This window comes from Kitasatospora sp. NPDC003701 (assembly GCF_053587085.1).
Genome location: NZ_JBSFNM010000016.1, coordinates 115,500 through 135,466, shown reverse-complemented (window position 1 = coordinate 135,466; position 19,967 = coordinate 115,500). Strand labels below are relative to the sequence as shown.

Here is a 19,967-nt window from a genome sequence, read left to right as displayed (position 1 = left end):
GTGACCCGTCCGACCCGGTCGCGCATCAGCCGATCGGTTGACGGGGCCGTCCTCCATCATGCGCGCCGGCGGCGGCCGGACCGTCGATGCGGCCGGGGGGTCGGCGACCGGAGGATCGATACCGAAGCCGCCGAGCCCGACCGGCCCCCTGATTCCGGCCGTGGCCCCGAACGATCCGACGAGGAGCTTGACCATGAAGAAGACCTCCGTGCGCACCCGTGTGCTGACCGGTACCGTCGCCGCCGCCGCGCTGGCCGCCGCCACCGTCGGCGCCGTCTCGGCCAGTGCCGACACCACCGAGACCCCGGCCGCCGCCGCGGCGGTGAAGGCCGACACCCAGAACAAGAACCTCACCCAGACCACCGGGCTGACCATCGAGGCCGCCACCAAGGCCGCCCAGGCCACCCTGGACGCGGCCACCAAGGCCGGCCAGCACGTCTCGGTCGCGGTGGTGGACCGCGACGGCATCACCCGGGTGCTGCTCAAGGGCGACGGCGCCGGCCCGCAGTCGCCGGAGTCGGCCGAGCGCAAGGCCTTCACGGCCGTCTCCTGGAACGCGCCGACCTCCGAGCTGGCCAAGCGCCTGGCGCAGGCGCCCAACCTGAAGGACATCCCGGGCACGCTGTTCCTGGCCGGCGGCGCCCCGGTGCAGGCCAAGGGCGCACCGGTCGCGGCGATCGGCGTCGCGGGCGCGCCCAGCGGCGACCTGGACGAGCAGTTCGCCCAGGCGGGTGTCGCGGCGCTCGGCAAGTAGCGGGCGGCGGGCGGCGGACGCCCGCCGCGGCGGCCGGTGCACCGGAGCGGACCCCCGACCGCTCCGGTGCACCGGCGTTCCCGTGCCCGGCGTTCCCGTGCCCGGCGGTGCCGTACCCGGCGGTGCCCGTGCCCGTACCCGCCGGTGCCCGCGTCGTGGCGGGGGCCCGCCGTCGCGGCGGGGTCCGCGTCCGGCGTACCGGGTCCGCGGTATCCGCTGCGCCCCGGCGCCGGAGCGGCCAGGATGGACGCATGCCCCACATGACCGAGGCCGAATGGCGCGCGTTCCTCGCCGCCGGCACCCGTACCGCGAAGATCGCCACCACCCGGGCCGACGGCCGGCCGCACGTCGCGCCGGTCTGGTTCCTGCTGGAGGGCGACGAGATCGTGTTCAACACCGGCGCCGGCACCGTCAAGGGCCGCACCCTGGCCCGGGACGGCCGGGTGATGATCTGCGTGGACGACGATCGGCCGCCGTTCTCCTACGCCCTCGTCCAGGGCACCGCCCGGCTCGGCGACGACCTGGCCGAGGTGCGCGCCTGGGCCACCCGGATCGCCGCCCGGTACATGGGCGAGGAACTCGCCGAGCAGTACGGCGCCCGCAACGGCGTCCCCGGCGAGCTGCTCGTACGGGTGAAGATCGAGAAGGTCACCGCAGAACACGGGGTGGCCCATTGAAAAGCCTGTGCCGCTGTCAGTGGCGCGTGGCAGGCTTCCCGCTATGACGGCGTGGACCCTCAACGACATCGAACGTGCGATCCGCTCCTCCTGGGGTGTCGACACCTGTGCGCCCGAGGACTTGGCCCACTGGCGTCCCGACAATCCCGCCCGCGGCCAGTGCGGGGTGACGGCGATGGTGTTGCACGACCTGCTCGGCGGCGAGCTCATGATGGGCGAGGTGCACGTCGGCGGCGTCCGGACGGACCTGCACTGGTGGAACCGGTTCGCCACCGGCTTCGAGATCGACCTCACCCGTGAGCAGTTCGGCCCGGACGAGCGGGTCGGCCCCGGTCGCCCGGTCGCCCGCCCGCAGCGCCCGGGGCGGCTCCAGGCCCAGTACGAGCTGCTGCGCCACCGGGTCGTCGCCGAGCTGGAGGCGGGCCGCCCCCGGCTGCCGGAGCGTGCGTGCGCCTGACCGCGGCGGTGTCGGCGGGCTGACGTAGAGTCGGAAACGCATGGATCGTGGCCGGACGGCCCAGCCGTTCCGGCCCACTTGATCCGGCGCGTTCGCTCCGGCCCACCGGCACACCGGCGTCGGCCCGGCGGCTCCGGCCGGCCGGAGCCGCCGGCCCCGGGGCAGGCCGGTCGGGCCGCCGGGCGACGACGGGAGTGTGCGATGGCCGCGATGACGGTCGGATTCGTGGGGCTCGGCTCGATGGGGCAGGGCATGGCCGCCAGCCTGTTGCGGGCCGGACACCCCGTCCGGGTCTGGAACCGCTCGCCCGAGCCGGTGGCCGCGCTGGTCGCCCAGGGCGCGGAGGCCGCCGACGGACCGGCCGGCGCGTTCGCCGCCGAGGCGGTGGTCTCCATGCTCGCCAACGACGACGCGGTCGAGCGGCTGCTGCTCGACCCCGCCCTGCTGGCCGGAGCCCGGGCCACCCTGCACGTCAACATGGCGACGGTCTCGGTGGCGCTCGCGGAGCGGGCCGAGGCCCTGCACGCCGAGCACGGCATCGGCTACGTCGCCGCGCCCGTCCTCGGCCGGCCCCCGGTGGCGGCGGCCGGCGAGCTGAACATCCTGGCCGCCGGAGCCCCGGAGGCGCTCGCCCGGGCCGAGCCGCTGCTCGCCGCGATGGGGCGCCGGACGTGGCACTTCGGGGAGAGCCCGCGCCAGGCCAACACCGCCAAGATCAGCGCCAACTTCCTGCTGGCCTGCGCGATCGAGTCGATGGCCGAGGCGTGCAGCCTGGCCGAGGCCAACGGCGTCCGCCCGACCGACCTGGTCGAGATGCTCACCGGCACGCTCTTCCCCGGGCCGGTCTACTCCGGCTACGGGGCGATGGTCGCCGAGCGCCGGTACGAGCCGGCCGGCTTCAAGCTGCCGCTGGGGCTCAAGGACGTCGACCTCGCGCTCACCGCCGGTGCCGCGGCGCGGGTGCCGCTGCCGTTCGGCAGCGTGCTGCGGGACGCCTTCCTCGACGCGCTCGCGCACGGCGACGGCGAGAAGGACTGGGCGGCCGTCGCGGCCGTCGCCCGCCGCCGGGCGGGCCTGCCGGCGTAGCGGCCACCGGGCGCCGTGGTGGCGTCGGTGGGTGGTGCCGCACGCCCGGCGGAGCCGTCGGCGCGCTGTCGTAGGCTCGGGGTTTCTGTCACCGTCCGCACGGGGGTCCTGATGTCCGAGCACACCGCCGGCGCCGCAGCGCCGCGTTCCTTCCTCTTCCTGAACGCCAGTTCACGCCCGGACGGCAACTCTGAGCGGTTGGCCCGCCTGGCGGCCGAGGCGAGCCTGCCGGCCGGTGCCGAGCAGCGCTGGCTGCGGCTGAGCGAGTACCCGCTGCCGCTGTTCGAGGACCGCCGGCACAGCGACGACGGCGGCTTCCGCGAGCCGGTCGGCCACGAACGCACCCTGCTGGACGCCACCCTGGCCGCGACCGACCTGGTCTTCGTGGCGCCGGTGTACTGGTACTCGCTGCCGACCAGCGCCAAGCTCTACCTCGACCACTGGTCCGCCTGGCTGCGGGTGCCCGGGGCGGACTTCCGCGCCCGGCTGTCCGGCGGGACCATCTGGGCCGTCACCGCCCTGGCCACCGAGCCTGACAAGGCGGATCCGCTGATCGCCACCCTGCGGCTCTGCGCCGACTACATGGGCATGCGCTGGGGCGGCGCGCTGCTCGGCAACGGCACCCGCCCGGGGGACGTGCTGAACGACGAGCGGGCGCTGGTCGCCGCCAAGTCCTTCTTCGCCGGCTGACACCGGCCGGCACCGGCCGGCACCGGCCGGTCCGGGCTGGTCCGGGCCGACACGGGCGCACGCTGACGCGGGCTGACGCACGCTGACGCGGCCGTTGAGGGGCGGCAGGTCGTGGACCGGCCGCCCGACAGCGATTTTCGGCCACCGCCCGCCCACCCGACGCAGCGTTCCGGACGTGTACCGGTCACACTGGGATCAGCTGACGGTCGGACACAAAAGCCTTATGAAGTGACGGAGTTGGGCCAATCGGACAGTATCCGGTCAGGGTGGTGCACGAAGGGTGGCACCCGCCTTCCGGAGTGGCTGGATCTTTCGGTAGTCTCCGTCGGACTTTCAGCTTGTGGGGGGACCACTGTTCGGACAGCCCCGTCCTTCCGCGCTCCCGGGCCGCGCCCGGACTCTCTCGTGAGGTCTTCCTTGCCCATGTCCATACGTCGCAGTTTCGCCCTTGCCGGCGCCGCCGCCCTCGCCTCCTCGATGGTGCTGGCCGGTGCCCAGGGCGCCGTCGCCGTCGGCACCACCGGCTCCCCGTCCGCCGCCGCGACGCCGCAGGCCGACAAGGCCTCGCGCCAGAGCCTGGACCTCTCCGTGCGCGGAGTGCCGGACACCTTCATCGCGGGCGGCGACGCCCGCGAGTTCACCTTCCGGATCGACAACTCGACCCGGCACGACTTCGTCTTTATCCCGCTGCTCAAGTTCAAGAACCGCGCGGGCAGCCTGGAGGCCGGTGACCTCAAGGTCGAGTACCAGCTGCCCGGCGGCGGCTGGCTGCCCGGTTCGGTGGCACCCGGCGGCGGGGACTCCGACGACGACGCGGTGCTCATCCTGCTCGGCGGGGTCGACTCCGACGACGCGCTGCTCGGCGTGAACCGGGGCAAGGACGTCTCCATCAAGGTCCGCGCCTCGTTCACCAAGGACGCCCCGCTCGGCAAGGCCGGCGTGGTCCCGGTGGTCTTCTCCGAGCAGCTCGACGACCAGACCCACGAGCCCGTCGGCAACGGTCACTTCAGCTGCGACGGCATCACCGGCGCCGGCTTCACCATCAAGGCCGGGAGCAAGCCGACCGCCAGCCCGAGCACCGGCAAGCCGAGCCCCACGGTGAAGCCGACCGGCAGCCCGTCGGCCAGCCAGTCGCCCAGCGGCTCGCCGAGCCACTCGCCCTCGGCGACCGCCACGCCGACGCCCACGGCCACCGCCACGGCGACCACCACCGCGACGCCCACGCCGACCGCCACCACCACGCCGTCGACGACGCCCACCGCGACGTCGTCCGCGACGCCCACCGCCTCGGCGTCGGCCAGCCCCTCGGCGTCCGCCACCGCGTCGTCCTCCGCGACCGCGCAGCCGACCGGTGCGACCACCTCCGCCCCGGCCACCGGCGGGACCGGCACCCAGGAGCCGATCGACTTCCCGGTGACCGTGCCGACCGTGACGCCGCCGAAGCTCACCCCGGCCGCCGTCACCAAGGCCAAGACCGCGGCCGACAACGCCGACAAGGCGCTGGCCCAGACCGGTGGCGGTGACGACACCACCGTCATCGCCATCGCGGGTGGCGCCGTCCTCGCGGCCGGTGCCGGCACCCTCGTGCTGCTCCGTCGCCGCAAGTCCGCCCAGCAGGGCTGACACCGGCTCCGCTGAGCCCCCGGCCGCGCCGGGTTCCGGCCCCGCCGTCGACCGCGCCCCTCGGGTGTCCCTCCACCGGACACCCGAGGGGCGCGTTCGCCTTCCGTCAGGTCACATAGGATGACCGGCCGAAGGGGGGCTCGGCGTCGGGAGAGGTACAGGGGTGCGGGGAGCACGGACGGCACGGTCCACCACCGACTACGAGGCCGCCACCGGGCGGATCGCCGGTCTGCCGGTGCGCAGACACCACGTCCTGCTGGTCGGCTGGACGATCCTCTGGTTCCTGCTGGTCGAGCCCAGCGGCGGCTTCTCCTGGCACTACCTGCGCCAGGGCGAGGAGCTGCTCTTCAGCGGACAGGCCGACGGCGGGCTCTCGCTCTACGCCCACCACCCCGAGCTGCAGATCGGCCCGGTCAGCCTGGCCGTCGCCCGTCTCTTCAGCCCGTTCCCCGCGCACACCGGTCAGGTGGTGGCCGAGGCGGCGATGTCCGGGCTCGGCCTGGTGATGCTCGTGCTGGTCGGCCGCACCGCCGCCTGGTACTACCTGGGCACCGGCACCAACCACCGCCGGCTGCAGCAGCGGCTGCTGGTCGCCGGGCTGGCGTTCATCCCGATGTGGGTGGAGGTCTCGGTCCGCTTCGCGCACCTGGACGACGTGCTGGCGCTGTTCTTCACCACCCTCGCCGCGCACGCGCTCAGCCGGGGCCGGGCCGTCCAGGTCGGCGTCTACCTGGCGCTGGCGGTGGACTCCAAGCCCTGGGCGCTGGCCTTCGCCCCGCTGATCCTCGCGCTGCCCCGGCCCGCCTGGCTGCGTACGGCGCTGTGGTTCGTCGCCCTGGTGGCCGTCGCCTGGCTGCCGTTCTACCTGGGCAACCTGGACACGGTGGCGGCCGCCAAGTTCACCATCCCCAACCAGCCGGCCTCGGCGCTGCGCTGGTTCGGGGTGACCGACCCGACCACCCCGTGGTGGGACCGGCCGCTGCAGTTCGGCCTGGGCCTGGCGCTGGGCAGCATCGCGGTGTGGCGCGGTCGGTGGCCGGCCGTGGTGCTACTGGGGGCGGACGCCCGGATCCTGTTCGACCCCAGCGTCTACACCTACTACAGCGCGTCGATCCTGCTCGGCACCCTGCTCTGGGACGCGGTCGGCCAGAAGCGGCTGGTGCCGTGGTGGAGCTGGATCGCGCTGGCCGCGCTCTACGGCGGCACGCTGCTGATCCCGTCCGACTCGGCGCGCGGCTTCGTCCGGCTGGCCTTCGTGGTGCTGTCGGCCGCGTACGTGCTGCTCTGGCCCACCCGGCAGGACCGCCGTCCGCGTTCCGGGGGAGACGGCGGCGGCCGGTCCGCCCGGCGGCGCGAGCGGGCGCTGGTGGGCGCCGCGGGCTGACCGGTGGTGCGGCCGGCTCAGCCGGCCGCGGTCGCCGGGCCCGGGACGAGATCGCGCGCGTCGTCCGGCACGGAGGCGGGCCGGGCGGGCCCGGAGCGGCCGAACAGCGCCGCCGCCAGCGCCAGACCGGCCACCGCCCCGGCCAGTTGGGCGAGCACGAACCCGGGCACGGAGCCGGGCGCGATCCCGGTGTAGCTGTCGGTCAGCGCCCGCCCGAGGGTCACCGCCGGATTGGCGAACCCGCCGGAGGAGGTGGCCCAGCAGGCCGCGCCGACCCAGAGGCCGACCGCCGCCGGGACGAGTCGGCCGCGCCCGCTGCGGCTCAGCCCGGCGACCACCAGCAGCAGCGTCCCGGTGGCCACCGCCTCGCCGAGCCAGAGCGCGGCGCCGTCCCGGCCGTGCCCGGAGGGCTCGACGAACGGCCGCCCGAACATCGCGTTGGCCAGGCCCGTCCCGGTGACCGCGCCGACCGCCTGCGCGGCGGCGTACCCGCCGAGTTCGGGCAGTGTCGGACCGCTGCCGTCGCGCCGGCCGGCCCACCACGCGCCGACCGTCACCAAGGGGTTGAAGTGCCCGCCGGAGACCGGGCCGAACAGCTCGATCAGCACGGCCAGGGCCAGTGCGGAGGCCCCGACGTCGGCCAGGAACCGGACCCCGCCGTCCTGGCTGAGCGCGGCGGCCTGGATGCCCGCGCCGACCACGACGGCGGCCAGCGCGGCCGTGCCGACCGCCTCCGCGGCCAGTCGTCGTACCAGGGGCGCAGCGGTGGTGGTCATGGCGCCATGGTCGCGGCTGCCGTCCGGCCCCGGCAATAGGCGGCTTCGTCCAAGCCGGGGCCCGTCCGGGGCGGTCCGCTCGGAGACTCGCACGGGGCCGTCGGCCCCCGGGGCCGACGGGGCCGGCGGGACGGGCCGGGCAGCCGGGGCCGGCGGGGCGGACCGGCCGTACGCGGCTCGTGGCGCGCTCCCCGCGAGACTGGGCTTGACCCTCACGCAACGGGAGGCGGGAGAGTCGTGGTCAGCGAGAAGGGAGCGACCCGGATGAGCGGCGGCTACTCGGTCGGTGCCGTGGCGAAGATCGCCAAGGTGACCGTCCGCACCCTGCACCACTACGACGAGATCGGACTGCTCGCCCCCCAGGGGCGCACCCCGGCCGGCTACCGCCGGTACCAGGACTCCGACCTCGACCGGCTGCAGCGGATCCTGTTCTACCGCGAACTCGGGTTCCCCCTGGAAGAGATCGCGGCCATCCTGGACGACGACTCGGTCAGCCCGAGCGAGCACCTGCGGCGCCAGCACAAGCTGCTGACCGATCGCATCGGCCACCTCCAGGAACTGGCCGCGGCTGTCGAACACGCCATGGAGGCACGGAAGATGGGCATTCAGCTGACCCCGGAGGAGAAGTTCGAGGTCTTCGGCGAGTCCTACCAGGAGGACTGGGAGACCGAGGCCGAGCAGCGCTGGGGCGACACCGACGCCTGGGCGCAGTCCCAGCGCCGGACCGGCGGCTACAGCAAGGACGACTGGCAGCGGATCAAGGCCGAGACGGACGCGCTCAACGCCCGCCTGGTCGAGGCCTTCACCGCCGGCGAACCGGCCGACGGCGGCCCGGCCATGGACCTCGCCGAGGTCCACCGGCAGCACATCTGCGACAACTTCTACGACTGCACCTTCGAGATCCACCGCGGCATCGCCGGGATGTACCTCGCCGACCCGAGGTTCACCGCCACCTACGAGCAGCTCGCCCCGGGCCTCGCCCGGTGGCTGCACGACGCGATGCTCGCCAACGCGGCCCTGCGCACCGGCGAGCAGGCGTAGGGACCGGCCCCGCGGCCGCGGGGGAGTCAGGCCGCGCCGCTGCCGAAGCTGCGCCGGTAGGCGGTCGGGGAGGTGCGCATCACCCGGCCGAAGTGGTGCCGGAAGGTCGCGGCGCTCTCGAAGCCGACGGCGGTGGCGATCTCCTCCACCGAGCCGTCCGGGGATTCGAGCAGCGGCAGGCTGGCCGCGATGCGCTGGGTGACGACCCAGCGCATCGGGCTGGTGCCGTTGCGGGCGGTGAAGTGCCGCAGGTAGGAGCGGTCGGACATCCGGGCGGCCCGGGCCAGCAGGGAGATCGTCAGCGGGTCGGACAGGTGGTCCATCGCCCACTGCATGGAGCGGGCGACGCCGTCGTCCTCCTCCTCGACCGGCCGGACGGCCGCCTCGATGAACTGGGCCTGCCCGCCGTCCCGGTGCGGTGGCACCACGAAGCGGCGGGCGACGCTGTTGGCCACCTTGGCGCCGTGGTCCCGGCGGACCAGGTGGAGGCAGAGGTCGATCCCGGCCGCGCTGCCCGCACTGGTCAGGACGGAGCCGCTGTCCACGTACAGCACGTCCGGGTTGACCCGCACGGACGGGTGGCGCTGCTGGAGCAGCTCGGCGTACCGCCAGTGGGTGGTGGCCTCGCGGCCGTCCAGCAGACCGGCGGCGGCCAGTGCGAAGGCGCCGGAGCAGATCGAGACGATCCGGGCGCCGCGCTCGTGCGCCGTGCGCAGGGCGGCGACCAGTCCGGGGGAGACTTCGCCGCTGAAGGCGTTCGGCACCCCCGGGATCACCACGGTGTCGGCGGCGGCGAGGTCCTCCAGGTCGTGATGGGCGGTCAGGGAGAAGCCGCCGACCGACCGCAGCGCGGTGTCCGGCCGGTCGGCGCAGACCTTGAGCCCGTACCAGGGGGCGGCCAGCAGCCCGCTCAGCTCGGGTCGGGCGAGCCCGAACACCTCCACCACCACGCCGAGTTCGAACGGCGTCATGCCGTCGAAGGCGTACACCGCGACGTCGTGCACCGGCTCCGGCCGCCGCCCGATCGCGACGGCCACCGGGCGGGTGGTCTGCTGGTCGGCCATGAAGTCCCCTCGGGCTGAGTGTCGGGTGGCTGAGTGGCGGGTGGCGGGATGCCGGCCGGCGGGGTGCCGGGTGGCGGGATGCCGGTGAGTGTAGCCGTCCCGGCCAGGCCGAAATCTTCTCGGAAGTCACCTGCAACCCCGGGCGTTGTCGCGCGTCCATCACCACAGGGGGGCGGATACTGCCGACAGCCGCGGCAATGGCAGGATTCCCGCCGATCACGATCTTGATCATGTGTCATGACGGTCCGGTCCACGCCGGGCACCGTCCCGGGGGAAAGCAGAACGCGGATGTCCATGGCCATCGGGCCGATTGCGGGACGCGGGAGGAGTGGCGGCTTCTTCGGCTCCGGGCTGATCGGGCTGCTCTTCGGTGCGCAGGAAGCAGGCGGAGCACCCGCCCTCGACAGTGCCCCGGCGAGCTCCGAACAGGAGGTGGTGCAGCGGCGGTCGGGCTTCCGGCTGCTGCGCGGCGGCCGGAAGCCGGAGCCGGAGGAGCGGCCCACCCTGACCGACCTCTACCATGCGCACCGGCTGGGCCTGGTGCGGATGGCCGTCCTGCTGGTCGACCACCAGGACCTCGCCGAGGACGTCGTCCAGGAGGCCTTCACCCAGCTCTACCAGCGGCACGGCGAGCAGCTGGAGGACTTGGACAACGCCCTCGGCTACCTGCGCACCAGCGTGGTCAACGGCGCCCGGTCGATGCTGCGCCGCCGGAAGACGGCCCGCGAGTACGTTCCCCCGCACGAGGCCGACGCGCCGTCGGCCGAGGACCACGCCGTGCTCAACGACGAGCACCGGCGCGTCCTGGTCGCCCTGCAGGAGCTGACCTCCCGCCAGCGCGAGGTGCTGGTGCTGCGCTACTGGTCGGACATGTCCGAAGCACAGATAGCCGAGACCCTGGGGCTGTCCCGGGGCGCCGTGAAGTCCACCGCCAGCCGGGCACTGGACGCCCTGGAAAAGCATCTGGAGAAGGTTCGATGACCGACAAGCTTCCCCGCCGGTCCGGCGGTGACGGTGACGGGCCGGACGACACCCCGATGGAACGGCTGCTCCGCGAGGCGATGAGCGCCCGGGCGATGCAGATCACCGCGCACGACCTGCGCCCGGCCGCCCCGCCGAGCCGGCGGATGCGCCGGCTGAAGCCGGTCCACCTCGCCGCCGTGCCGCTGTTCGGCCTGGCCGCCGCGATGGCGTTCGGCGTGCTCGGCTTCCGCGGTGACACCGTGGCCAAGCAGGAGGACCCGGGCCCGGCGGCCACCGTCACGGCCACCGTGAGCCCGAGCGCGAGCCCGACCGCGGAGCCGACCCCGTCGGAGAGCCCTTCGGCGACGGCCGCGACCACCACGCCGGCGGCCGACCCCGTGACCGAGGCACCGGTCGGCGTCCCGAGCACGACGGGCACCCCGACCACCGCGACCACCACCACGCCCCCGGCGGCGCCGTCGACGCCGTACACCTTCCGGGGCGTGAAGCTCAAGATCCCGGCGGGGTGGCGGGCCGCTCCTGCCGCGGACGCCGCCAGCAGCGACAGACTCTGCGTTCTCAGCCCCGGGGCACCGCAGAACGCGACCTCCCGCGACTGCGACCCGTACGGCGTGACGCTGAACGTGTTCGACGTGGAGGCGGAGTCCTGGCCGTCGGTGTACTTCATGGATTCGCCCGGAGGCTGGAGTTCGCAGCCGAATTGCCCGGTCTGGGACAATCCCCATATTCCCACCGATTCCGAACGACTGACGAGCACCGGCCCGGTGAAGACCACGCCCACCGTGTCCGGCCGCCCCGCGCGCAAGTCGCAGTGGCAGGTCACCTGCAACCCGAAGGAGTCCTTCACGGCGCAGATGTGGGCCCTGCCCAAGGACCAGGTGTTCGTGTCGGCGATCGGTCTCAAGTCCGACTACCAGGCCGGACTGCAGGCGATCGTCAACAGCCTGGACGTCAGTGGCCACCCGGCGCCGTACTCGGGTGATGTGACGGTCTCGACCACCGGCCTCAGCGCAGGGCAGGCGGTCCCGAACGACGGGACCCCGGTGGAGTTCTCGGTGACGTTCAAGAACACCGGCAGGACGACTTACTCGGGCGCCAAGGTCTACTTCTACCCCGGGCTGTACACAACTGCGGAAGAGTTCCCCAAGGGCACCCTGGAGCGCCTGGACGGAGCGAACTGGAAGCCGCTGGACTTCTGGCTGCCGTCCGACCCGGACACTGTTCCGGTACTGCCCCTGGCGCCGGGCCAGAGCGCGACGGTGAAGTACCGCCTGAAGATCGCGGCGACGGAGAAGCCGGACACCTTCCCGCTGAGTATCCGGTACGCCCGCCCGGTGCCGGACACGGGGAGCTACGCCGTCCCCGGTGAGGTCGTCATCCCGCTGAAGGTCGTCGCCAAGTAGCATGCCGCGGGCCCGGCCCCCCGTTCGGGGAGCCGGGCCCGCGGTGCGTCGGTCAGGCCAGCGAGGCCATCCACGCCTCGACGTCCTCGGCGCGGCGGGGCAGGCCCGCCGAGAGGTTCTCGTTGCCGTCGGCGGTGACCAGGATGTCGTCCTCGATCCGGATGCCGATGCCGCGGTACTCCTCGGGCACGGTCAGGTCGTCCTGCTGGAAGTACAGGCCGGGCTCGACGGTGAGCACCATGCCGGGCACCAGCAGCGCGTCGACGTGCTCCTCGGTGCGCGAGTGGGCGCAGTCGTGGACGTCCAGGCCGAGCATGTGGCCGGTGCCGTGCAGGGTCCAGCGGCGCTGCAGGCCCAGCTCCAGGACCTTCTCCAGGTCGTACACCGAGGCGTCCAGCAGGCCCCAGGCGAGCAGGCGCTCGGCCAGCACGCGCTGCGAGGCGTCGTGGAAGTCGCGGAACCGGGCGCCGGGCCGGACCGCGGCGATGCCGGCCTCCTGGGCGTCGTACACCGCGTCGTAGATCTTGCGCTGGAGCGCGTTGAACCGGCCGTCGATCGGCAGCGTGCGGGTGACGTCGGCGGTGTAGAGGGTGTGCGTCTCCACGCCGGCGTCCAGCAGCAGCAGCTCGCCCGGGCGGACCTCGCCGTCGTTGCGCACCCAGTGCAGGGTGGTGGCGTGCGGGCCGGCGGCGCAGATGGAGCCGTAGCCGACGTCGTTGCCCTCGACCCGGGCGCGGCGCCAGAAGGTGCCCTCGATCCAGCGCTCGGAGGTGGCGACGGCCTGGCCGAGCTCGCGGACCACGTCGGTGAAGCCGTTGACGGTGGCGGTGCAGGCGGCCCGCAGCTCGCCGATCTCCCACTCGTCCTTGACCAGTCGCAGACCGCTCAGGAACTCCTTGAGCCCGGCGTCCTGGTCGGCGTCCAGCACGTCGGTGAGCGCGGCCTCCAGGCCGGCGTCGTAGCCGCGCACGATCCGGGTCGGGACGGCGTCGGCCTTGGCGCGCTCGGCCAGCTCCTCGGCGGCCTTGCGGACGTCGCGCACCGGCAGGCCGAGCAGCTGCTCCTGCTCGGTGAGGCTGTGGCGGCGGCCGACCCACAGCTCGCCGTAGCCGTCCAGCCAGAACTCGCCGTTCTCGCGGTCGGAGCGGGGCAGCAGGTAGAGGCCGAAGGCGTGGCCGCTCTCGCCGGTGGGCTCGGCGACCAGCACCGCGTCCTCGGTCTGGTCACCGGTGAGGTGCACGTACTCGCTGGCGGCGCGGAAGTTGTAGTCGGTGTCGTTGGCCCGGACCCGCAGGGTGCCGGCCGGGACGACGAGCCGCTCGCCGGGGAAGGCGGCGGAGAGCCGGGCGCGGCGCTCGGCGGCGTACGGGGCCTGGGCGACCGGGGTGAGGCCGTGCAGCTCGGTGTCGGCCCAGCCGGACTTCATCGAGGCGGCCAGCTCGTCGGAGACCTCCGAGTACAGGCCGTTCTTGCGGCCCTTGAACTCCTGCGGCTCCTCGCCGCCGGTGGCCTCGGGGTTCTCGGCCACCGCGGGGGTGCGGTCCTCGGTCACGTACGTCGCCTCCTTGCGCGGGTGCCGCCCATGGGGGTCCCCCGGGCGAAGGCCGGGGGGCGTCGGATCGCGACACACGTGGGCGGCCGTGCGTCCATGGTACGGACGCCCGGCCGCTCGACCTCCGGCGGCCTTCGGCCGGGGAGGTACCGCCGCGGGGCCGCCGCCGCGGGCGCCGCGGGCTACTCGAAGCGCGCGGCCAGCAGCATCAGGTCATCGGTGGCGGGCCCGGTGTCCCGGTCCGCGCAGACGGCCAGCAGGTGGGCGCAGAGCCGGTCCGGGTCGATCCGCACGTCGCGCGGGGCGTCGGCGGCGGCCCGGCGCAGGTTGGCCTGCCCGGCGTGCAGGGTCGGGCCGCAGCGGCGGGCCAGGCCCTCGGTGTAGAGCACCAGGGTGTCGCCGCGCCCGGCGGTCAGCTCGACGCCCGGCGCCTCCCAGCAGGAGAGCATGCCGAGCGGCGCGGAGAGCGAGGTCTCCACGAACTCGGCGCCCTGCCGGGTGACCAGCACCGGCGGGCAGTGCCCGGCCCCGGCCAGGGTGATCCTGCGCTCCTCGGGTTCGATCCAGGCGTAGAGGGCGGTGGCGCTGCGGGCCGGCTCGGTGGTCTTGAGCAGCAGTTCGAGGTCCCCCAGGACGGAGACCGGGTCCTCGCCCTCCAGTACGGCGTAGGCCCGCAGCGCGGCCCGGACCCGGCCCATCGCGGCCGCCGCGCCCGGGGCGGAGCAGGGGCCGGCGCCCGGGCCGTCGCCGGAGACGCTGCCCACCGTCAGGCCGACGGTGCCGTCGGGCAGCGGGATGGCGTCGTACCAGTCGCTGCCGACCGAGCGGTCCAGCCCGGCCGGGACGAGCCGGGCGGCCAGCCGCAGGCCGGCGGGCTGCGGGAGGCGGTCCGGGAGCAGGCCGCGGCGCAGCGCCTCGGTGGTGCGCCGGACCTGCTCCGCGTCCAGTTGCTTGGCCAGCAGCGGAGCGGCGACGTCGCAGTACCGGCGGACCAGCTCGCGCTGGCGCTCGGTGGGCTCGGCGGGCTCGTCGTAGAACCAGAGGACGGCGGCCAGCGGGCCGTCCTCCTCGGTGGCGAGCGGCAGGCCGTGGCAGCCGCCGAGGCCGAGGTGGGCGGCGAGTTCGCGCAGCCGGGCGCCGATCGCGGGGTCGTCGGCGAGGTCGTGCGACTCCAGCCGGGCGGGCCGGTCGTGCTCGCGCAGCAGTCGGGCGACCGGGCTCTGCTCCGTGGGGACCGTCTCCAGCGCGCCGAGGCTGGCGCGGTCGAGGCCGTACCCGATCGGCTGGCTGTGCCCGCCGCCGGGCAGCACGGTGACCAGCAGGGCGCGGCGGGCGCCGAGCAGCGCGGCGCCGGAGGCCAGTACGGCCTCCAGGGTGGCCGTCAGGCCGCGGGCGCGGGCGAGCCGCTCGGTGTGCTCGTGGAGGCTGGTGAAATCGGACAGCCGTCCGGCCAAACGGTCCTGCACGCCGGCCGGGGGTGCGGTGCGGGCCTCCGGGGCGCCGGCCGGCTCGGTGGCGGCCGGCGGCCCGTCGGCGGCCCGGGGCTCGTCGGCGGGGCAGACCTGCTGCCCGGCCGGTCCGGCGGGGGGTGCGGGGAAGCCCGGGTGGTCGAGCACCGAGAGCCCGCGGGGGCGACGGGGGTCGCCCGGCTCGGAGGATGTCGACGGTGGGTGGGACTCGGTCATGCCGCCACTCCTGACGCGGTGGTACGTGTCATGCGGAACCCCCAGGTACGGCCGATTGGAGCGAGCACGGCCAAAAGGGCGTGTTTCGCCTCGATTCGCTACTACTCGTCATTGATCGACAGCAATGCCACCACTTCTACACAGGCCATTCGGGGCATGTCCAGATCCATGACGACGCGGGTGGCCGGTTCCACGTCCTGCGCGGGCCCGGCCCGGGGCCCGTTCCGTTCGTGCGCGCCCCGGCCGGCCCCGTGGGCATGGAGCGGCCGAGAACGGGCAGAACGGTCAGGACGGCTCCCGCGGGCGTCCGGATCGTATGCTTTCGCCGCCCGTCGGCCGGGTCGGCCGGAAGTCACTCACTCGTACGGTGGAACCAACCGCGCCCGGGCGGCGTCCATCCGGTCGCATACGGGATTCTCGTTCCAAGGGCTGTTCTGATCGCGGCTCTTTCATGTCGTGCTCCACACCGTGCTCCACCCCCGCCACGCCGTTCGCCAAGCCCGCCGGCCCGGTTCGGGCCGGTGCGGCGTTCCCCGATGTGGGCCGGCGGGGCCGGAGCGACCCGAGCGGTCACGGAAAGGAACGAGCGCCATGCGCGAGAACTCGAGGAGCTGGTCGGCAGCACGTTCCACCCGGCTGGCGGCCGCCCTGGCCGCCGCCGTCGACCACCGCTGGCCGGTGGTCCCCGGCACGCTGCTGCGCGGCGGCCGCTGTTCGTGCGGCGACGAGGACTGCTCCGTGCCCGGCGCCCACCCGCACGATCCGCCGCTGCTGGCGGCCACCACCGACGCCCGGATGGTCCGCTGGTGGTGGGAGCGGCAGAGCCCGGACGCGCCGGTGCTCGCGGCGACCGGCGGGACGCTCTCGGCGGTCAGCCTGCCCGCGGCCGCCGGTGCCCGGGCGCTGGCCTACCTCGCCGCGCTGCGGCTGCCGCTCGGCCCGGTCCTGTCGATGCCCGGCCGGTACGCGATGCTGGTGGCCCCGTACTCGCTGGACGCGCTCGGCGAGATGCTCGCCCAACTGCCTTGGGTGCCGGGCTCGTTGCGGTACCACGGGTCGGGCGGCTTCCTGCCGCTGCCGCCCGGCGGCGGGTTGGGGGGCGGGGTGCGCTGGGTGCTGCCGCCGCGTCCGGCGGCGGACGGCGGCGTGTGGCTGCCCGAGGTCGGGCCGCTGCTGGGGGAGTTGGTCGAGGCGACGGTCCAACTGGACAGCGGGCGCTCGGCGTACTGACCGGCGCTTCGGCGGGCTCCCGCCGGCGGTCCGGTCCGCGGTCCTGCCGGCGGTTCGGTCCGTGCTCCCGTCGGCGGTCCGGTCCGTGCCCCCGACCTCGCCGGGGCCCGGGCCGGCCGTGGTCGGCGGCGCTGGTCGGCGTACTGATCGGGCACGGTTCACCGGCCGGGCCGGAAAAACAAAAGATCCGGCCGCTGGCGACGGGGGATGCACCAGCGACCGGACTCTTTAGACAGTAACAAGGATCCGCGCCCGCGCCAATTTCCAAGAGGCCCTGCCCGCCCGGAAATTGCGGTACCGGCGGACAATGTGACGCGTATCACCCGGATCCGAGTCCCCTTTAGTTCAAGGTGACCTGACGGTTCACCAGGTTGGCCCGGGCCCGACGCTCCTCGCCGGTCAGCGGCGCGGGGTCGGCCAGCGTCGCGGCGAGCCGCTCGGCGAACTCGGCCGCCGGCTTCTCGCAGTCGGTCGCGGTCATGGCGAGCGGCAGGTCCCAGACCGGGACGGTGAGGCCGTGCGCGCGGAAGGAACCGACCAGGCGGGTGTCCGGGCCGAGCGAGGACCGGTCGGCGGCGGTGAGCCGGGCCAGCGCGTCCAGCAGCTGCTCCTCCGGCACGGTCATCACCCAGCGCAGGTGGTTCTTGTCCGGGGTGCCGCACCAGTACGCGGAGTCCACGCCGGCCAGCTTCTCGGTCGGGATCGCCGAGGCGTTGGCGCGCTCCAGGGAGGCGGCCACCTCGCCGGTGGCGGTCTCGGCGTCCTCCAGCCAGAACTCGAAGCCGGTGTGCACGGCGGGCGTGAACGCGGCCGAGGCGTCCAGCAGGTCCTGCAGGCGGCGGCCGCCCGGGACGGTCCGGCGGGCGGGGACGGGCGAACCCGGCTCGGCGGCCAGCGCCAGCTCCAGGGCGTCCGCCAGGTCGCGGCTCAGGTCGCCGGAGGCGGACTGGGTCTGCAGGCCGAGCAGGATCGAGCCGTCCTGGCGGCGCAGCGCCGGCCAGGCCAGCGGCAGCACGGTGGCCAGCGTCACCGACGGGACGTCGCCGTTGGCGCTCTCGGCCACCCCGGCGGCCAGCGTCAGCGGCACCGTCGCGGCCGGGACCAGCTCGCGCAGCGCCACCCAGTCGGCCTCGCCGGGCAGACCCTCGAACGGGCGGTGCACCAGCTCCTGCACGGCGTGCGAGGCCTCCCGGCCGTGGCACGCCTTGTACCGGCGGCCCGAACCGCACGGGCAGTCTTCGCGGGCTCCGACCACGGGGATCTCACCCGTGACGGCGGTGGTGGACTGGCTGCGCTGCGGCGCCTTCTTGGCGGCCTTCTTGCCCATGGTGCGGCTCTCCCGGTGGCGGTTTCGGTGTGCTCCGGGCAGCCTACTGACGTTCCCCCGGCGCGTGGGCACGCGCCGGGGCGGGGAGCGCCCCGCGGAGGCTTTCGCGGCGGTGCCGGACCGGGTGCCGCCGGGCCGCGTCGCCGGGGCGGTGGCCGGGCGCGCGGGGCCCGTACGGGGCCGCCTTACGGACCCGCCGTACGGGGCCGCCGTACGGGGTCGGGCGGTGCCGGGTGCCTCCGGTCGGCCGGGGCACCGTGCGGGGTCGCGAGGGGTCGTTCGGACGGCGGTCAGGCGCTGCGGGCATCACCGCCGGTGCGCCTGGCGTGTCGGGCCCGGGCGGGCAGAGCGGCCCAGACCGTGACCTCGCCGGGCGCGTCGCGCACGCCCCAGTCGCTGGCCAGCTGGTCGACGATGCTCAGTCCGCGGCCGCCGCGCGAGGTCAGCGACGGGCTGGCGGGGGACGGCCGGGTCTGGGCACCGCCGTCGGTCACCTCCAGGGTGAGGACCCCGTCCGCGTGCATCTGCCAGCGAACCAGGACGCCGCCGTCGCCCTCGCCGTCGTCCGGCCGGGCCTGGGCCGCGGTCTGCCCCTGGCCCGGCCCCTCGGGGTGGGCCGGGGATCCGCTCGACGCGGCGGCGCCGGGCGCCCGCACCGGTTCGGACGGCCCCGACGGGACGCCGACGAGTACCGGGTCGACGATCTCCGCCCGGGCGCTGCGACCGAGCACCGGCAGCGGGCCGAGCGGCCGCGCGTAACGACATGCATTACTCAGCAGTTCGGAAAGGATCAGAACAGCATCATCAATGACCGGTTCGGGTATCTGCCGGTCTCCCAGATCTCGACGCAGTCGGCGCCGTGCGACCCCGACACTCGCTGGGCCGTGCGGCACTGCCATGGTCGATGAAGTCGGCACTTCACGCGCCACCATCAACGCCACCCCCGGACCTCCTTCAGCGTATGCCGAGGGATGGATGCCCCTTGGTAATGCGTCGGAAACGACCGTACGGCGATCCCGCGCGGACATTTCAAGCCGAGCGACACACGGTGCGCGGCAGGTGATTCCGCGCTCACCCTCTGTCGTGAGAACGCATAATCTCCGACAGGAAACGACGGGGAAGGTTTGAGTCCCTACCAAAGCGATCGTCGACCGACGGGCCTGAAGTGTCGGACAGGGCCGAAGCGAGGCGAGTGGTCACCGGGCTTCACGGGGTACGAAAAGTCCGGTGGGACTGATGGGACTCGACAGTGCCTGCCGCCGCGCAATGGCGCCTGCCGAGGAACACCTGGTGTTCGGAAATCGTGCTCGGGCACGGGGTCCGAACACGGTGCCCGGAAACCCGTGGGCCCGGGAGCGCGGAGCGCCCGCAGGGGCGGCCCGGCTCACCGGCCGAGCTGGGCCAGGACCTCCGCCGGGCGGTTGGTGATGATCCCCGAGACCCCGAGCTCCAGGCAGAGCGCGACATCGGCCGGCTCGTCCACGGTCCAGACGTGCACCTGGTGGCCGAGCTCCCGCAGCCGTGTCACCAGCCGGGGCCTGGCCCGCACCAGATCGATGCCCGGACCGGCGATGCGGGCCCCGCCCGGCAGCGAGGCGCCCGGGCGCAGCCGGCCCTGCAGGGGCAGCGTCCGCTCGAACAGGAACACCCGCGGGTACTCCGGTGCGGCGGCGGCCACCCTGGTCAGTGCCAGCGACGAGAAGCTCATGATCCGGGCCTGCGGGCGGTCGCCCTCCGGCGTGCCGCCGATCTTGAACCGGTCGAGCATCCGCAGCAGCTCGGCCTCCACCCGGCCCCGGAAGCGGACCGGGTGCTTGGTCTCGATCGCCAGATCCACCGGTCGCCCGCAGTCGGCGACCAGCTCCAGCAGGCTCTCCAGCCGCAGGACGCCGCGCAGGTCCGGGTCGGCGCTCGGCTCGCCCGTCTTCCAGGCGCCGAAGTCGTGCGCCTCCAGCTGGGCCAGCGTCATCGCGGAGACCGTGCCGCGGCCGTCCGAGACCCGGCCGATCCGGCGGTCGTGCACGCAGACCAGGTGCCCGTCGGCCGTCACCCGGACGTCGCACTCGACCGCGTCCGCGCCCTCGTCGAGCGCCCGGCGGTAGGCGGCGAGCGTGTGCTCGGGCAGGGCGTGCGAGGAACCGCGGTGGGCGATCACCTGGACGGGCGGCGCGGTGCGCGCCGCCGCCGGGGAGAGGTCTGGGCTGGTCACGCCGTCCACGATAGGCGGCGGAAGT

Annotated in this window: 18 protein-coding genes; 11 read left to right on the top strand and 7 right to left on the bottom strand. The window is 74.4% G+C overall.

The annotated features are described in order from the left end of the window. Window positions 1–193 precede the first annotated feature (193 nt). The 7 genes from ACWDRR_RS17820 (at window position 194) to ACWDRR_RS17790 (ending at window position 6,671) form a co-directional block, all read left to right on the top strand. Complete coding sequence (locus tag ACWDRR_RS17820) at window positions 194–754, top strand: GlcG/HbpS family heme-binding protein (RefSeq protein ID WP_380572535.1); 561 nt, start codon at window positions 194–196, stop codon at window positions 752–754. Window positions 755–1,014: 260 nt separating this feature from the next. Then, window positions 1,015–1,431: a PPOX class F420-dependent oxidoreductase gene (locus ACWDRR_RS17815; protein ID WP_449773150.1), complete on the top strand. Its 417-nt coding sequence runs from the start codon at window positions 1,015–1,017 to the stop codon at window positions 1,429–1,431. A gap of 43 nt (window positions 1,432–1,474) precedes the next feature. Continuing rightward, on the top strand, window positions 1,475–1,888 hold the full coding sequence (locus ACWDRR_RS17810; protein ID WP_449773113.1) for a YunG family protein: 414 nt from the start codon (window positions 1,475–1,477) through the stop codon (window positions 1,886–1,888). A gap of 210 nt (window positions 1,889–2,098) precedes the next feature. After that, window positions 2,099–2,974: an NAD(P)-dependent oxidoreductase gene (locus ACWDRR_RS17805; protein ID WP_449773112.1), complete on the top strand. Its 876-nt coding sequence runs from the start codon at window positions 2,099–2,101 to the stop codon at window positions 2,972–2,974. A 111-nt stretch (window positions 2,975–3,085) separates the two neighbouring features. Then, complete coding sequence (locus ACWDRR_RS17800; RefSeq protein WP_449773111.1) at window positions 3,086–3,664, top strand: flavodoxin family protein; 579 nt, start codon at window positions 3,086–3,088, stop codon at window positions 3,662–3,664. A 423-nt stretch (window positions 3,665–4,087) separates the two neighbouring features. Further along, window positions 4,088–5,287, top strand: coding sequence for an LPXTG cell wall anchor domain-containing protein (locus ACWDRR_RS17795; protein ID WP_449773110.1), 1,200 nt, complete (start codon window positions 4,088–4,090; stop codon window positions 5,285–5,287). A 163-nt stretch (window positions 5,288–5,450) separates the two neighbouring features. Further along, window positions 5,451–6,671, top strand: coding sequence for a hypothetical protein (locus tag ACWDRR_RS17790; protein ID WP_449773109.1), 1,221 nt, complete (start codon window positions 5,451–5,453; stop codon window positions 6,669–6,671). A 17-nt stretch (window positions 6,672–6,688) separates the two neighbouring features. Here ACWDRR_RS17790 and ACWDRR_RS17785 read toward each other — a convergent pair whose 3' ends face one another. Next, window positions 6,689–7,447: an aquaporin gene (locus ACWDRR_RS17785; RefSeq protein WP_449773108.1), complete on the bottom strand. Its 759-nt coding sequence runs from the start codon at window positions 7,445–7,447 to the stop codon at window positions 6,689–6,691. Window positions 7,448–7,711: 264 nt separating this feature from the next. Here ACWDRR_RS17785 and ACWDRR_RS17780 point away from each other — a divergent pair, with 264 nt between their 5' ends. Further along, a complete protein-coding gene (locus ACWDRR_RS17780) occupies window positions 7,712–8,488 on the top strand; it encodes a MerR family transcriptional regulator (RefSeq protein WP_449773149.1) in 777 nt (258 codons plus the stop codon). 26 nt (window positions 8,489–8,514) lie between these two features. Here the strand turns inward: ACWDRR_RS17780 and ACWDRR_RS17775 are convergent, their stop codons facing one another. Beyond that, complete coding sequence (locus tag ACWDRR_RS17775; RefSeq protein WP_449773107.1) at window positions 8,515–9,552, bottom strand: helix-turn-helix domain-containing protein; 1,038 nt, start codon at window positions 9,550–9,552, stop codon at window positions 8,515–8,517. 288 nt (window positions 9,553–9,840) lie between these two features. Here ACWDRR_RS17775 and ACWDRR_RS17770 point away from each other — a divergent pair, with 288 nt between their 5' ends. After that, window positions 9,841–10,533: an RNA polymerase sigma factor gene (locus ACWDRR_RS17770; RefSeq protein WP_449773106.1), complete on the top strand. Its 693-nt coding sequence runs from the start codon at window positions 9,841–9,843 to the stop codon at window positions 10,531–10,533. Continuing rightward, window positions 10,530–11,939: a hypothetical protein gene (locus ACWDRR_RS17765; RefSeq protein ID WP_449773105.1), complete on the top strand. Its 1,410-nt coding sequence runs from the start codon at window positions 10,530–10,532 to the stop codon at window positions 11,937–11,939. Before ACWDRR_RS17770 ends, ACWDRR_RS17765 begins: the two co-directional genes overlap by 4 nt. A 52-nt stretch (window positions 11,940–11,991) precedes the next feature. Here ACWDRR_RS17765 and ACWDRR_RS17760 read toward each other — a convergent pair whose 3' ends face one another. After that, a complete protein-coding gene (locus ACWDRR_RS17760; RefSeq protein WP_449773104.1) occupies window positions 11,992–13,491 on the bottom strand; it encodes an aminopeptidase P family protein in 1,500 nt (499 codons plus the stop codon). A 182-nt stretch (window positions 13,492–13,673) separates the two neighbouring features. After that, a complete protein-coding gene (locus ACWDRR_RS17755) occupies window positions 13,674–15,176 on the bottom strand; it encodes a PP2C family protein-serine/threonine phosphatase (RefSeq protein WP_449773103.1) in 1,503 nt (500 codons plus the stop codon). A gap of 591 nt (window positions 15,177–15,767) precedes the next feature. Between ACWDRR_RS17755 and ACWDRR_RS17750 the strand changes: the two genes are divergently transcribed. Beyond that, window positions 15,768–16,406, top strand: coding sequence for a bifunctional DNA primase/polymerase (locus ACWDRR_RS17750; protein WP_449773102.1), 639 nt, complete (start codon window positions 15,768–15,770; stop codon window positions 16,404–16,406). Between the two features lie 340 nt (window positions 16,407–16,746). Here the strand turns inward: ACWDRR_RS17750 and ACWDRR_RS17745 are convergent, their stop codons facing one another. The 3 genes from ACWDRR_RS17745 to ACWDRR_RS17735 all read right to left on the bottom strand — a co-directional run bounded on the left by ACWDRR_RS17745 (window position 16,747) and on the right by ACWDRR_RS17735 (window position 19,942). Next, complete coding sequence (locus ACWDRR_RS17745; protein ID WP_449773101.1) at window positions 16,747–17,733, bottom strand: DUF5926 family protein; 987 nt, start codon at window positions 17,731–17,733, stop codon at window positions 16,747–16,749. Between the two features lie 290 nt (window positions 17,734–18,023). Continuing rightward, a complete protein-coding gene (locus ACWDRR_RS17740) occupies window positions 18,024–18,464 on the bottom strand; it encodes a hypothetical protein (RefSeq protein WP_449773100.1) in 441 nt (146 codons plus the stop codon). A 653-nt stretch (window positions 18,465–19,117) separates the two neighbouring features. After that, window positions 19,118–19,942, bottom strand: coding sequence for a glycerophosphodiester phosphodiesterase family protein (locus ACWDRR_RS17735; RefSeq protein WP_449773099.1), 825 nt, complete (start codon window positions 19,940–19,942; stop codon window positions 19,118–19,120). Between the last annotated feature and the right edge of the window lie 25 nt (window positions 19,943–19,967).